This is a genomic window from Mesorhizobium sp. ES1-4 (assembly GCF_020164745.1).
In the GTDB taxonomy this organism is placed as follows: Bacteria; Pseudomonadota; Alphaproteobacteria; order Rhizobiales; family Rhizobiaceae; genus Mesorhizobium.
Map to the genome: position 1 here is coordinate 269,208 of NZ_JAIUGV010000008.1, position 12,486 is coordinate 281,693.

16 protein-coding genes are annotated in these 12,486 nt (G+C 64.4%); 7 read left to right on the forward strand and 9 right to left on the reverse strand.

Annotated elements, in window-relative coordinates; all coding sequences use genetic code 11:
- Positions 1 to 62 precede the first annotated feature (62 nt).
- A complete protein-coding gene (locus LB556_RS17625) occupies positions 63 to 962 on the reverse strand; it encodes an AraC family transcriptional regulator (protein ID WP_224569000.1) in 900 nt (299 codons plus the stop codon).
- Here LB556_RS17625 and LB556_RS17630 point away from each other — a divergent pair.
- The gene (locus tag LB556_RS17630) at positions 961 to 1,512 is read left to right on the forward strand and encodes a carboxymuconolactone decarboxylase family protein (RefSeq protein ID WP_224569001.1); all 552 of its coding nucleotides are present in this window, start codon (positions 961 to 963) and stop codon (positions 1,510 to 1,512) included. The two genes, LB556_RS17625 and LB556_RS17630, sit on opposite strands and share 2 nt — an antisense overlap.
- 78 nt (positions 1,513 to 1,590) lie before the next feature.
- Complete coding sequence (locus LB556_RS17635) at positions 1,591 to 1,977, forward strand: hypothetical protein (RefSeq protein ID WP_224569002.1); 387 nt, start codon at positions 1,591 to 1,593, stop codon at positions 1,975 to 1,977.
- 211 nt (positions 1,978 to 2,188) lie between these two features.
- On the opposite strand, the gene LB556_RS17640 is transcribed toward LB556_RS17635, so the two are convergent.
- Together LB556_RS17640 and LB556_RS17645 are read right to left on the reverse strand one after the other, a co-directional pair.
- Positions 2,189 to 2,881: a ribonuclease HII gene (locus tag LB556_RS17640; RefSeq protein ID WP_224569003.1), complete on the reverse strand. Its 693-nt coding sequence runs from the start codon at positions 2,879 to 2,881 to the stop codon at positions 2,189 to 2,191.
- Between the two features lie 151 nt (positions 2,882 to 3,032).
- Entirely contained in the window at positions 3,033 to 4,187 is a 1,155-nt protein-coding gene (locus LB556_RS17645; RefSeq protein WP_224569092.1) for a PA0069 family radical SAM protein, read from the reverse strand.
- 150 nt (positions 4,188 to 4,337) lie between these two features.
- Between LB556_RS17645 and LB556_RS17650 the strand changes: the two genes are divergently transcribed.
- Together LB556_RS17650 and LB556_RS17655 are read left to right on the forward strand one after the other, a co-directional pair.
- Positions 4,338 to 4,865, forward strand: a complete 528-nt coding sequence (locus tag LB556_RS17650) for a glycosyltransferase (protein ID WP_224569093.1) — start codon at positions 4,338 to 4,340, stop codon at positions 4,863 to 4,865.
- A gap of 145 nt (positions 4,866 to 5,010) precedes the next feature.
- A complete protein-coding gene (locus tag LB556_RS17655) occupies positions 5,011 to 5,985 on the forward strand; it encodes a hypothetical protein (RefSeq protein ID WP_224569004.1) in 975 nt (324 codons plus the stop codon).
- A gap of 105 nt (positions 5,986 to 6,090) precedes the next feature.
- On the opposite strand, the gene moaB is transcribed toward LB556_RS17655, so the two are convergent.
- The 6 genes from moaB to LB556_RS17685 form a co-directional block, all read right to left on the reverse strand.
- Positions 6,091 to 6,645, reverse strand: a complete 555-nt coding sequence (moaB, locus tag LB556_RS17660; RefSeq protein WP_224569005.1) for a molybdenum cofactor biosynthesis protein B — start codon at positions 6,643 to 6,645, stop codon at positions 6,091 to 6,093.
- 1 nt (position 6,646) lies between these two features.
- On the reverse strand, positions 6,647 to 7,534 hold the full coding sequence (locus LB556_RS17665; protein WP_224569006.1) for a 4-(cytidine 5'-diphospho)-2-C-methyl-D-erythritol kinase: 888 nt from the start codon (positions 7,532 to 7,534) through the stop codon (positions 6,647 to 6,649).
- Positions 7,535 to 7,560: 26 nt separating this feature from the next.
- Positions 7,561 to 7,746 carry a hypothetical protein gene (locus LB556_RS17670; RefSeq protein ID WP_224569007.1) on the reverse strand — a complete coding sequence of 62 codons (186 nt, stop codon included), beginning with the start codon at positions 7,744 to 7,746 and terminating at the stop codon, positions 7,561 to 7,563.
- Positions 7,747 to 7,830: 84 nt separating this feature from the next.
- Positions 7,831 to 8,694, reverse strand: coding sequence for a S49 family peptidase (locus tag LB556_RS17675; RefSeq protein WP_224569008.1), 864 nt, complete (start codon positions 8,692 to 8,694; stop codon positions 7,831 to 7,833).
- Between the two features lie 77 nt (positions 8,695 to 8,771).
- Positions 8,772 to 9,572 (reverse strand): tRNA1(Val) (adenine(37)-N6)-methyltransferase, encoded by an 801-nt coding sequence (locus tag LB556_RS17680; RefSeq protein WP_224569009.1) that lies wholly within the window; start codon positions 9,570 to 9,572, stop codon positions 8,772 to 8,774.
- Positions 9,572 to 9,796, reverse strand: a complete 225-nt coding sequence (locus tag LB556_RS17685) for a DUF2007 domain-containing protein (RefSeq protein ID WP_224569010.1) — start codon at positions 9,794 to 9,796, stop codon at positions 9,572 to 9,574. The genes LB556_RS17680 and LB556_RS17685 overlap by 1 nt, the downstream gene beginning before the upstream one ends.
- A gap of 189 nt (positions 9,797 to 9,985) precedes the next feature.
- Here LB556_RS17685 and LB556_RS17690 point away from each other — a divergent pair, with 189 nt between their 5' ends.
- The 3 genes from LB556_RS17690 (at position 9,986) to LB556_RS17700 (ending at position 12,482) form a co-directional block, all read left to right on the forward strand.
- Positions 9,986 to 11,002 carry a polyprenyl synthetase family protein gene (locus LB556_RS17690; RefSeq protein WP_224569011.1) on the forward strand — a complete coding sequence of 339 codons (1,017 nt, stop codon included), beginning with the start codon at positions 9,986 to 9,988 and terminating at the stop codon, positions 11,000 to 11,002.
- Between the two features lie 110 nt (positions 11,003 to 11,112).
- Positions 11,113 to 11,781 (forward strand): GntR family transcriptional regulator, encoded by a 669-nt coding sequence (locus LB556_RS17695; protein WP_224569012.1) that lies wholly within the window; start codon positions 11,113 to 11,115, stop codon positions 11,779 to 11,781.
- A gap of 107 nt (positions 11,782 to 11,888) precedes the next feature.
- Entirely contained in the window at positions 11,889 to 12,482 is a 594-nt protein-coding gene (locus LB556_RS17700; protein ID WP_224569013.1) for a biotin transporter BioY, read from the forward strand.
- Positions 12,483 to 12,486 lie beyond the last annotated feature (4 nt).

Sequence of the window (12,486 nt, forward strand, 5' to 3'; positions counted from 1 at the left end):
TCTCCCGTTCCGACTGCGAGGAGGCAATGGAGCCGCCGCCTTCGAAGGTTTCGGCGAGCATCCTACTGTGGTTGGCTAATATCGCGCGGCGGGTGCCCGGTGACTCGGCTGAACACCCGCGAGAAGGCGGCCGCGCTGTCGTAGCCGACCTGTGCTGCGACGGTCTTGACAGGTTTGCCCTTACCAAGAAGCTGGCGCGCGATCGTGATGCGCCAGACCGTCAGGTATTCAATCGGTGGCCGACCGACCAGCTTCCGAAAACGCTCGGCGAAACGCGTGCGTGACATGCCTGCGACTTCGGCGAGCTCCTCGAGCTTCCAGGGCTTCTTCGGCGCTTCGTGTATCGCCGTCAGCGCTTTGACGAGGCGTGGGTCGGCGAGCCCGGCGAGAACGCCAGTCGAGACAACGCCGCATTCAATGACGTGTCGCACGATCAGGATCAGGAGATACTCGAAGAGCCGGTCGAGCGCCGTCTGGCGACCACCACCTTCCGCGAACGCTTCGCCGACCAGCAGGTCACAAACCGGCCGCAGCGCCGGATGCTCTGCGAGCGGCAGGACCACGCATTCTGGCAGGCCCAGTGCAATGGGATTGCCCTCCGCACCCCCGAGTTCGACGGTTGCGCACACGAGGTCGGCCCCGCGCCTGGAATCAACTGCGAAGTCATGGGTCCGCCCACGCGGAAAAAACAGCAGGGTTGGCTCAAGGAATTCAAGATCGGCCTCTCCGCTCCGGCTGACCCTGAGCTCGCCAGCCTTGAGCATGTGCAGATGACCCACACCAGTGAATTGCAGCGCCTGGCACAAGGTCCCGGTGAAGAACGTCCGAGCGGTTGGCGTAACATGGGTAAAGAGGGCGGCTAACGGGTCCATTGGGACGATCAGCAAAGTTATTGGCACCGAAGAGTACTTGGAGTGCTGCATATAGGAGTGGCGTGCAATCAACACAAGGAACTCTGACATGCCCCGTATCGCTCCTATCGACACTGCCCATGCCGACGCTGCCGTCCTGACCACGCTGGCGGGCGTCAAAGCCAAAATCGGCATGGTGCCGAATCTCTTTTCCACCTTCGCCCAATCGCCCGCCGTGCTGAACGGCTACCTCGCTTTGTCCGATGCCCTTGGCAAGGGCGTGCTCACGGCGAAGCAACGCGAGATCATTTCGCTCGCTGTCGGGCAGGCGAACGAATGCTCTTATTGTCTCTCGGCTCATACGCTGATGGGCAAGGGCGCAGGCTTGTCCCCGGAAGGAATTCGCAAAGCCCGCGAGGGCAACGCCGAAACCGCGCTGGACGCCGCCGTTGCCTCGTTGGCGCGTCGTCTCATTGACGTGCGGGGGCAGGTTCTGGATGCGGATCTTGTCGCAGCGCGTTCGGCCGGTCTCGGCGATGCGCACATCATCGAGGTTGTCGCAAATGTCGCCATCAATGTGTTGACCAACTACACCAACAACGTCGCGTTGACGGAGATCGATTTCCCCAAGGTCGACGTCGAACTGCGCTCTGCCGCCTGACCCGATGGGCGCGGCGCACAATCGGTCCGGCGCCGCGCCCGTTTGCCTCAAAACCTTCAAACGCAATCGGAGAGTGTCATGAATATTCGTTTCGTCACAAAGACCGTTCACGCCTTCCTCGACTATCCCGTTGCGCTGAGCCTGGCAGCCACGCCGTTCCTGCTCGGACTTGGCCGCGATAATCCGCCGGCGCTCTGGGTGTCGGTCGCAGCCGGCATGGCCGCGTTCATCCTGACCCTGTTCACCGATCATAGGACCGGTGTGTTCCGTGTGCTGCCATATTGGCTGCATTTGGCGGTTGACCGTCTCGTCGGAATTGTTTTCGTCGCAGTGCCCTTCGCGCTCGGCCTCCAGGGTCTGGACGCCTTGTACTACTGGGCAAACGGCGCTGCGGTTCTCCTGGTCACCTTCGTATTCAATGCTCCCAAGGGTGAGAATCGCGCGATGGGAGCGGTGCACACCTGAAAGCTGGTGGGAAATCACTGGACAGCGGCTGAGTTGTCTTGGGCCGTTGCTGCGACAAGGTCAGCGCTGAGCCTAACCCTTGGTGGTCACCCAATGAAATCGCGACCCTCTGGCGGTCAGCGCCGGTCGATGCCGTTATTGGCTAATCGAAACCGGAAGCAGCCATTCGGCTGCGCGTTATGCGGGAAGTGGCCGATAGCGGACTAAGTGTTTAATCCAGCCCTGCGAGGCTCTCTTCTTCGACTTCAACCCCACCAAGCCTGAAGGGCGCGAAGGACACGCGGTGCAGCCGAGCGACGGGGCCATGCGCCTCGATCGCCGTGCGGTGCCGGGCCGTGGCGTAGCCCATGTGGACTTCGAAGCCGTAGCGGTCGTGATGGCTGCCGCAGCCGCACATCATGCGGTCGCGCATGACCTTGGCGACGATCGAGGCGGCGGCGATCGATTGCGAGCGCTGATCGCCCTTGATCAGCGCGCGCCCCTCGCAGGGCAATCCCGGCGGCACGTCGCGCCCGTCGGCGAGCGCGAGCTTCGCCTGAACCGGCAGCCCGACCAGCGCGCGGCGCATCGCTTCGAGGCTCGCCTTCAGGATGTTGCTGCCATCGATGCCCTCTGCGCTGATCGACGCCATCGAGACGCCGAGCGCGGAACCGATGATGCGCAGGAACAGCGCTTCGCGTTGCAAGTGGCTAAGCCGCTTGGAATCGTCTAGCCCATCGGGAATGTTGGCTGGGTCGAGCACCACCGCCGCCGCGACGACGGGACCGGCCAGCGGGCCCCGGCCGGCTTCATCCATCCCGGCGACCGGCCACAAACCATCGGCCATCGCCTTCGTCTCGAAGGAGAAATCGGGTTTCTCTACCATTTCGAAGAGAAGCGGAGAATCGGAACGCGCGCGAGCCATGTTGCGGCGAGGTTCGCATCGGCTCCGATTCTCCGCAAGTCCCTCCGGGTCGGGTGGGGCGCCGGACCGGGAGGGCACCGTCTGCGGGCCGGGGCAGGCCGGACGGAATTTCTTGCAACGGCGGCAGTGACAGCCGCGGCGGTTTTCGGCTTCAGAGCAGCATCAACTGCTCCTGGTCTTTGCCGGCGGCGATGAACTGGTCGGTCCGCAGCGTGCGCCGTTCGGCATTGAGGCCGAGCCGCTTGGCGGTGATCTCGAAGCGCCGGCCGATCTGCCAGGCATAGGGTCCGGCGCCCTTCATGCGTTTGCCCCATTCCGAATCGTAGTCCTTGCCGTCGCGCATCGAACGGATCAGCGACATGACGTGGCGATAGCGGTCGGGATAATGGCGCAGCAGCCAGTCCTTGAAGATCGGGCTGACCTCCAGCGGCAGGCGCAGCACCACATAGCCAGCCTCGCGCGCACCGGCATGGTATGCCGAGTCGAGGATGCGCTCCATCTCCTGGTCGGTCAGGCCCGGAATGATCGGCGCCACCATCACCGATGCCGGGATGCCGGCATCCGAAAGCTGCCTGATCGCCTCCAGCCGCTTGGTCGGTGTCGATGCGCGGGGTTCCATTGTCCTCGCCAGCATCCGGTCGAGCGTCGTCACCGACAGCGCCACCTTGGCGAGCCCGCGCTCGGCCATGCGCGACAGGATGTCGATGTCGCGCACCACCAGGGCCGACTTGGTGACGATGCCGACCGGATGGCCGCGTGCCTCCAGCACTTCGAGGATTTCACGCATGATCCGGTACTGCTTTTCGATCGGCTGGTAAGGATCGGTGTTGGTGCCGATGGCGATGGTGCGCGGCTGATAGCTGTCCTTCGACAACTCCTTGTCGAGCAGGCGTGCAGCGTCCGGCTTGGCGAACAGCTTGGATTCGAAATCCAGGCCCGGCGACAGGCCCATGAACGAGTGCGTCGGCCGCGCGAAGCAATAGACGCAACCGTGTTCGCAGCCGCGATAGGGGTTGATCGACCGATCGAAGGAGATGTCGGGCGATTCGTTGCGGGTGATGATGGTGCGCGGCTTCTCTACCTGCACTTCGGTCTTGAACGGCGGCAGTTCCTCCAGCGAACTCCAGCCGTCGTCGAAGACATGCCGGCTGACGGGTTCGAACCGGCCGGACGGATTGATGCCTGCCGACCGGCCGCGGTTGCGATCCGGACGGACCCGCATGCCACTTTGCTCGATCATCGCGTTGGCCATCTCGGCTCGTCCTGCCCCGAAGGCTGCAATGTCGGCGCGCATGATCGGTTCCATCTTCGCCCGCTCCCAGGGACTGTCCATGTTGTGTCGAATCGCTCTGCTCATGAAATTATTCCTATTTGCTTGATGAGAACAAAGCAAGAACTTTCTATGGTGCGCTGCAAAAACTGGCGTCGCCCAACGCTTTCCGCTATTCGGCTAATGATGCTCAGTGTTCTCATCGAAACGCGCAATGACGAGGAGGGGCTCGCCCGCACGCTGGCGACGCTGATTGGCGGCGCGGTCGAAGGCGTGGTGCGTGAGGTCGTCGTCTGCGACGCCGGTTCCTCCGACCAGACGCATCGTGTCGCCGAGCATGCCGGCTGCCAGTATCTGGGAAGCGGCGGCATCGCCGCCGGGATAAAACAGGCCAAGGGCGACTGGCTGTTGTTGCTGGAGCCTGGGGCGCGGCTGGCGGAGGGCTGGATCGAGGCGGTCGTCGCCCACACCGCCAGGCAAACCATGGCGGCGCGCTTTTCTCGCGCACGCGGCAACCGCATGCCCTTCCTGGCCCGGGTCTTTTCGGGAAACCGTGCTTTGGCTGACGGGCTGGTGATCAGCAAGCGCCAGGCCGCTTCCTTGTCGAAAAGTGCCGGCAACGCCGAGGCGCTGGCGCGCGGCCTGGCGACAAGGAAACTCGACGCCGAGATATGGGCGGCGCCGCCAAGGCATCAGCACCGCTCCTCGAAATAATTTTTGCAACTGCTCTGTCCATAGTGCGTTGCACAAGAACCGACGCGGGGATAGCCTTCCTGCAAGGTGGGCAAGTTGGGTTTGGGTCATGCCGGGCTGTAAGTACTGACGCGGCATGGGTGGCGTTATCGCAGCCGAGGATCCGATGAAGCTTTCGACCCCTGACAAATCCGGCACGGCGAGTCTCGAAGCGATCGCACGCAATGGCAGCCTGCTGCGCCGCATCGCCGTGCGCATCCCGACCTATCTGAAGGACCTGCGTGAAAACCCCGCCTGGCTGCCGATGTTCGTGCTGGCGCGCACCATGCCCGGGCGCCGCTTGCACTGGCTGGCCGCGAAGCGCCCTCGTCCGGCCGACAATGCAGGGGATACGATGTTCAGGGGCGTCGAGCGCGAGGCCGTCGTCGGCGCGTTGCGGTCGGACGGGCTATTCTCGGGGCTGATCCTGCCGCCTGATATCCACCAGGAGATTGCAGGTTTCGCCCGGCGCACGCCCTGCTACGGCAATTTCGACCGCCGGCTCGAATTCATGCCGGGCGACCATGCTGAAGCCGAGAAGCGGTTGGGCCGCTCATTGCTCAGCGGACATTATTTCGAGCGCATCCTCGACTGCCCGGCGGCCCTTGCCATACAGCGCGATCCGCTGCTGCTCGACATCGCGGCGCACTATCTCGGCGCTCAGGCGAAGCTGATCACGACGCGCGTCTGGTGGAGCTTTCCGACAGGCGAGGCCTCCGACGCTGACAAGAACCTGGCCTCGCTTGGCAAGTATCATTTCGATCTCGACGACTGGCGGATGCTGAAATTCTTCTTCTATCTGCTGCCGGTCGACGCCGAGACCGGCCCGCATGTCTACGTCAGGGGCAGCCACAGGCGCCGCGCCATAAAACATCAGCTGACGCTGCTGGTCGGCCATCCCGCCCAGGAGGTGCTGGACGTCTATGGCGAGCAGAGCCCGGTGACCCTGACTGGAGAGGCTGGCCTCGGCTTCGTCGAGGACCCCTTCGGTTTCCACATGGGCACCGTGCCGACGCGGACGCCACGGCTGATGATGGAAGTCGGCTTCGGTGTTTCTCGTCCGTCGCGCCGGCGCTTTCATGGCGAACCGGTCATTCGCTGAAGCTGATTGTCCGAAGCCGTCATTGCTCTCGTTGTCGCCTGCGGCGTTTCACGAGCAGTTGTTGTTCTCCAAGATCCGGTTTGGAACGAGTGCGCGCCTCGGCTGCTATGGAGCGGTCTTGCCGCGCCGCAGATGCTCGTCCAGGCGCGGCATGATCTCGACGAAGTTGCAGGGCATGTGCCGATAATCGAGTTGCGCCTCGATGATCCCGTCCCAGGCGTCCTTGCAGGCGCCGGGCGAGCCTGGCAGCACGAAGACGAAGGTGGCGTTGACGACACCGCCGGTCGCCCGGCTCTGGATCGTCGAAGTGCCGATCTTGTCGTAGGAGATGCGGTGGAACACCTCCGAAAAGCCGTCCATGCGCTTTTCGAAGATGGGCTCCAACGCCTCGGGCGTCACATCGCGGCCAGTGAAGCCGGTTCCGCCGGTGGTGATCACGACGTCGATGGCCTCGTCCCGCGACCATGCCAAAACGGTGTCGCGAATTTTTTCGCGGTCGTCGGTGACGATCTTGCGGCCGGCTAGGATGTGGCCGGCCGCGGTGATGCGATCGGCAAGCGTCTGGCCGGATTTGTCGTCGGCGAGGCTGCGTGTGTCGGAAACCGTCAGCACCGCGATGCGCACCGGAATGAAGGCACGGCTCTCGTCGATCCTGGCCATCTTACCCGGCCTCCGATGCCATGCTGCGCGTTGCCGCTACGAACCAGTCGGGCTGGCGGCTGCGGATTTCGGCAGCAGCGCGCTTGGCGACATTGCCGGTCTCGAACAGGCCGAAGCATGTCGCGCCCGATCCCGACATGCGTGAAAACCCCGATCCGGCCTTATCAAGCCATGAAAGCGCCCTGCCTATGGCGGGCTGCATCGCAAGGGCCGCCGGCTGAAGATCGTTGCGGGTGACCTCCAGCCAGTTGCGCAGGCTGTGAAAGTCGACGCCGCGCGGCAGCGGCGGCAGTGGCTCGTTGTCGCGACGGGACAGCGCGGCGAAGGTTTCCGCCGTCGAGATAGGCATCCCCGGATTGACCAGCACGAGCCCCACCGCCGAAAAATCCGGCACCATCGACAACTCCTCACCGATGCCGCGTGCCACCAGCGGCTTTGCCGCCAGGCACATCGGCACATCGGCGCCAAGCGAAAGTGCGATCCGCGCCAGCTCGGCGCTATCGATGTCCAGCCCCCAGCTCTCCGCCAGCCCGCGCAGCACGGCCGCCGCGTCGCTCGATCCTCCACCCATGCCGGATGCGACTGGAAGATTCTTTTCCAGCCTGATGGCCACGGGCGGCGTGCTCCGAATGCCGGCGGCATGCCGCAATGCGTCGCGGGCCTTCAGCACCAGATTGCCGCCATCGAGCGGAACGTCGGGCGCATAGCGGCCGGACACGCTGAAATCGTCGCTTTCGTCCGGCGCGATCTCGATCCGGTCGCCAAATCGCGTGAACACAGCGAGGCTTTCGATCAAGTGGTAGCCGTCGGGGCGCCTGCCGGTGACATGCAGGGCAAGGTTTATCTTGGCGGGTGCCGCCCATGTCCGGACACGCGGACCGGATTCCACAGTCTCGATTGCGAGTGAAATGAGGGTCAGTCCTTGGCCAGCCGGTATTCGCCGGTCTTCGGATCCTTGACCAGCGTTCCCATCGCGCCGTTGGCCGCCTGTTTTTCGGTCCGCCGCACCTTGGCGGTCACGCGTTCAGCCTCGCGCACGAAGGTGCGGTAGCCGAAATAGGCTGCGACGCCGACGACGGCGAAGAAGATGAGCTGCGGCATGTTCAAAACTCCTGCCACGCTGGGCCGGTAAGGGCGGCCGATCGGGTCTTTCGGGCAGCCATGCTAGACGCTTTCATGGGTTTTTCAAAGCCCGAAGCGCGCCCACGATGCGCGCTCTTCCGCCGCATCGATGATGCCGCTGGCGGCAGCGGCGGCGATGTCGGGCGCCGAAAAGCCCTTGCTTGAGCCGAACAGGCCGAAGCGGCCGAACAGACCGCGCGGCGCCGCCACCAGCCTGAGCCGGGTCTTCGGCCCAAAACGGGTCTTCAGCACCGTGCGCATGTCGCCGAGCGCATCGACGAGACCAAGCTCCAGGCCTCGCTTGCCGGTCCAGAACAGGCCGGTGAACAGGTCCGGATCGTCCTTGAGCCTGGTGCCGCGCCGTTCCTTGACCAGATCGATGAAGGTCTCGTGCACTTCGAGTTGCAGCGCCTTCAGCCGCTCGACGTCTTCCTTCTTCTCGGGCTTGAACGGATCGAGCACCGCCTTGTTCTGGCCGGCGGTGTGGACACGGCGCTCGATGCCGATCTTCTTCATCAGTTCCGGAAAGCCGAACGAGGCCGACACCACGCCGATCGAACCGACGATGGAGGAGGGATCGGCGAAGATCTCGTCACCGGCGACCGCGATCATGTAGCCGCCAGACGCCGCGACATCCTCGACGAAGACCAGCACCTTCTTGTCTTTCTCGACCGCAAGATCGCGGATGCGCCTGAAGATCAGCCGCGACTGCACCGGCGAGCCGCCCGGCGAATTGATCGACAGGGCGACCGCCGGCGCGTCGAAGGAGAACGCCTTTTCGATCAGTCCGGCGGTGGAGGCGAGCGACAGGCTCGGCCGGAACTGGCCGCCGCCGGCCATGATGGTGCCGTGCAGCCGGATGACCGGGATGGTGACGACGGTGGAGCGCCAGGACTTCGGCAGCAGACGGTTGAAAAGACGTTTCACGATGACGTGGTCTCCGGCGATGGTTGCAGGGATGTAGGAATTTCCCCGCCAAGGGCAATGAGCAAGCCAGGATCAGCTCAGTCTCCGAACAGCGAGGCGAGCCCGTTGGTGATCATTTCGCTGCGCTCGTCGGGGCCGTTGCCCGATCGGGCGTGAAGCATCAGGGGCGGACGGATGGCGAGCTTTCCCCGTGCTCCAAGCGCCGCCCGCACGACGATGCGTATTGCCGCCGCGTCCGGGCGCGGATGCACGGCGAGCATCTCGGCTTCGCCGAAGCGGCCTGAAATCGCGTCGAGAATGGCGCCGAGCTGTTCTGGCCGGGCGATGACGGCAAGCCCGCCACGCGGCCTGACAACCGCCGCCGCACTGCGGATCCAGCTTTCGAACAGCCCATCCTCCATGACATGGGCCTGTTTCCGCAGACGGTCCGGTGTGGCGCGGTCCCGTGCGGCGTTGAAAGGCGGGTTCATGATGACGAAGTCGAAATCATTGTCGGCAAGGCCGGCCGCGGCCCGCGCCCGGCCCGAGACGGTGACATCGGCGACGAGCACGGCCGCCCGATCGCTGAGGTGCGCATTGCCGGGATGGGCAAGCGTGGCCGCCGCGAACGCCGCCATCTCGGGCGCGCGTTCGACCAGCACAGCCTGGGCGCCCGGACAGCGCGACAGCACCGCCAGACCGGCAGCGCCGGCGCCGGCGCCGAAATCGGCGAGACGTCCGCCAAAGGAGGATGGCACGGCTGCGGCCAGCATCATCGCATCCATCCCGGCGCGATGGCCGCCATGCTTGGGCTGCACGAGCCAGAACCGGCCGCGGTGGAAGGCATCGACCGTGTGGGCCGGCGTATCCGTGGCGAGGGCGGATGGCGCGGCGGACATTACTTCTGGCGGATCTCGTTGGCGATGCCGGCATCGGTCAGGATGCGGCGCGCTGCGTCGGCCTGGTCCGCGTCGACCATGACGCGCCGCGGCAGGATGCCGAGCGAGCCGTCGAGCACGCTCATGTTCTGGTCGGCGACGAAGCAGCCGATGCCGGCATCGCGCATCAGCGATTCGACAAAGGAGATGATGACGGCGTCGTTGGTGCGGATGAGCTCTACCATCGCAGGAAACTCGCAGGTTGCAGCATGCATGTAAACGTGTGGCCCCATTCCCGCATTTCCCGGAGTTGACACGCTGTCATCGCCGCCGCGCCAATTCGCCTCTTGCCGTGTCCGCATCCGCCGCCCTAGAGTCAATGCCGGGACTAAGGGTGCCGTCGCACGCGTTATACCAAGACGGGAGTGATTGTCGTGGGTGTCGTTCTCAACATCGAAAACGGGAAGCGGGAACCCGCCTCCATTAAAGATCTGATCGATCTGACGGCGGCCGATATGGGGCGCGTCAACGAACTGATCCTGTCCAAGGCGGGCTCCGACGTCGAGATGATTCCCGAGGTCGCCAACCATCTGATCTCGTCCGGCGGCAAGCGGCTGAGGCCAATGCTGACGCTCGCCGCGGCGCAGATGTTCGGCTATGCCGGCGAGGGCCATGTCAAGCTCGCCACTTCGGTCGAGTTCATGCATACGGCCACGCTCCTGCACGACGACGTCGTCGACGAAAGCGGCATGCGGCGCGGCAAGAAAACCGCCCGCATGATCTGGGGCAACCAGGCAAGCGTGCTGGTCGGTGACTTCCTGCTCGGCCAGGCCTTCCGCATGATGGTCGATGTCGGCTCGCTCGAAGCACTCGACATCCTGTCGAGCGCCGCCTCGATCATCGCCGAGGGCGAGGTGATGCAGCTCGCCGCCGCCAAGAATCTCGAAACCACCGAGGACGAGCACTTCGCCGTTATCAAGGCCAAGACCGCCGCGCTGTTTTCGGCCGCCGCCGAGGTTGGCCCGGTCATCGCCCTGGCGACCCGCAACGACCGCGCGGCGCTGCGCTCCTACGGCATGAATCTCGGCCTAGCCTTCCAGCTTATCGACGATGCGCTGGACTATGGCGGCACCAGCAAGGATCTCGGCAAGAATGTCGGCGACGATTTCCGCGAGGGCAAGGTGACCTTGCCGGTCATCCTCGCCTACCGGCGTGGCAGCAAGGCCGAACGCACCTTCTGGAAGCGTGCCATCGAGGACAATGTCGTCGATGACGCCGGGCTGGAGAAGGCGATCGGCCTGATGACCCGCCACGCCGCGATTGCCGACACGATCGGGCGCGCCCGCCATTTCGGCGAGATCGCCCGCGACGCGCTGGCGCCGCTTGAAGAGACGCCGCAGAAATCGGCGCTGATCGACGTCATCGATTTCTGCATCAGCCGGGTGAACTGAGGAGACCGACTGTCACGGCGGCTTCTTCCGGGCTGCATCGGTAGAAGGACGCCTTCGAATTCGTCCCTGCGGCCTCGACAAGCCACCTTGCCGCAAATTATCTATAAACCATGGCAAAGGGCACGGACGACACCATAGCGGTGCGCATAAGCAAGGCACTGGCGGACCGCATTATCTCCGGCGCGATCGAGCCGGGGGCCAGGCTGCGGCAGGATCATGTCGCCGAGGAATTCAACACCAGCCATGTACCCGTGCGCGAGGCCTTCCGCCGCCTCGAGGCGCAAGGCCTCGCCGTCAGCGAGCCGCGCCGTGGCGTCCGTGTCGCGGCTTTTGATCTCGGCGAAGTCAAGGAAGTCGCCGAAATGCGGGCCGCGCTCGAAGTGCTGGCACTGCGCCACGCCGCGCCGCATCTGACTTCGGCCATTCTCGACCGGGCCGAGGAGGCGACAAAAGCCGGCGACAAATCCCACGACGTCAGGTCATGGGAAGAAGCCAACCGGGCTTTTCACCGGCTGATCCTCACGCCTTGCGGCATGCCGCGCCTGCTTGCCACCATCGATGACCTGCACGCGGCAAGCGCCCGCTTCCTGTTCGCGGCTTGGCGCTCGGAGTGGGAGACGCGCACCGACCAGGACCACCGGGCGATCCTCACCGCCTTGCGGCAGGGAAACGCCGAATCGGCCGCTGCGACATTGGGGCGGCATGTCCAATGGATTGGCCGCAAACCGGTCAGGACGGCCTCCGGCGCCACGCGCGAGGCCTTCGCCATCGTGGGTTGAGCGACCTTTTCCCCACCTCGGGCTTGCTACCGATCCAAAAATGTGGATTCGATAATAGATCGAACACAGAAATTATCTATAATTTTAGATCGATCGAAGGGAAGCCTATGACCAACCTCGCATTCTCGTCCGCCAGACCGTCCTTCAGCCCGCTGCGCCTGCAGCAACGATCGCTCGGCTGGCAGGCCGGCGCCGTCATGCTCGGCACGCTGTTCCTGGCGCTGTCGTCCTACATCGAGGTGCCGATGGTGCCGGTTCCGGTGACCATGCAGACGTTCGCCGTGACGCTTATCGGCGCGCTCTACGGCTGGCGGCTTGGCGCCGTGACGATCGCCGCATGGCTGGTCGAAGGCGCGGCCGGCTTCTCGGTCCTGGCCGGCGGCGCTGCCGGGATACAGCATTTCGTCGGCCCGACGGGCGGCTATCTCTTTGCCTTCCCCGTCACCGGCGCGCTGGTCGGCTGGCTGGCCGAACGCGGTTGGAACGGCAACAGGGTTTTATTCGCCTTCGCCGCCATGCTGCTCGGCAATCTCGCCTGCCTGGTTCTCGGCACGGCCTGGCTTGCCGTCATGATCGGTACCGAGAAGGCCATCACCTTCGGCTTCGTGCCGTTCATCGTCGGCGGATTGCTCAAGTCGGCGCTCGGTGCGGCGACGCTCATGGCTCTTCGCGGCGGCAAGGCGAAGCCGGCCAATATGTGATTAT

Coding starts and splice junctions, on each gene's coding strand:
- LB556_RS17630 (WP_224569001.1), top strand. CDS start 961: ATGCCCCGTATCGCTCCTATCGACACTGCCCATGCCGACGCTGCCGTC.
- LB556_RS17625 (WP_224569000.1), bottom strand. CDS start 962: ATGTCAGAGTTCCTTGTGTTGATTGCACGCCACTCCTATATGCAGCAC.
- LB556_RS17635 (WP_224569002.1), top strand. CDS start 1,591: ATGAATATTCGTTTCGTCACAAAGACCGTTCACGCCTTCCTCGACTAT.
- LB556_RS17640 (WP_224569003.1), bottom strand. CDS start 2,881: ATGGCTCGCGCGCGTTCCGATTCTCCGCTTCTCTTCGAAATGGTAGAG.
- LB556_RS17645 (WP_224569092.1), bottom strand. CDS start 4,187: ATGGAACCGATCATGCGCGCCGACATTGCAGCCTTCGGGGCAGGACGA.
- LB556_RS17650 (WP_224569093.1), top strand. CDS start 4,338: ATGCTCAGTGTTCTCATCGAAACGCGCAATGACGAGGAGGGGCTCGCC.
- LB556_RS17655 (WP_224569004.1), top strand. CDS start 5,011: ATGAAGCTTTCGACCCCTGACAAATCCGGCACGGCGAGTCTCGAAGCG.
- moaB (WP_224569005.1), bottom strand. CDS start 6,645: ATGGCCAGGATCGACGAGAGCCGTGCCTTCATTCCGGTGCGCATCGCG.
- LB556_RS17670 (WP_224569007.1), bottom strand. CDS start 7,746: ATGCCGCAGCTCATCTTCTTCGCCGTCGTCGGCGTCGCAGCCTATTTC.
- LB556_RS17680 (WP_224569009.1), bottom strand. CDS start 9,572: ATGTCCGCCGCGCCATCCGCCCTCGCCACGGATACGCCGGCCCACACG.
- LB556_RS17685 (WP_224569010.1), bottom strand. CDS start 9,796: ATGGTAGAGCTCATCCGCACCAACGACGCCGTCATCATCTCCTTTGTC.
- LB556_RS17695 (WP_224569012.1), top strand. CDS start 11,113: ATGGCAAAGGGCACGGACGACACCATAGCGGTGCGCATAAGCAAGGCA.
- LB556_RS17700 (WP_224569013.1), top strand. CDS start 11,889: ATGACCAACCTCGCATTCTCGTCCGCCAGACCGTCCTTCAGCCCGCTG.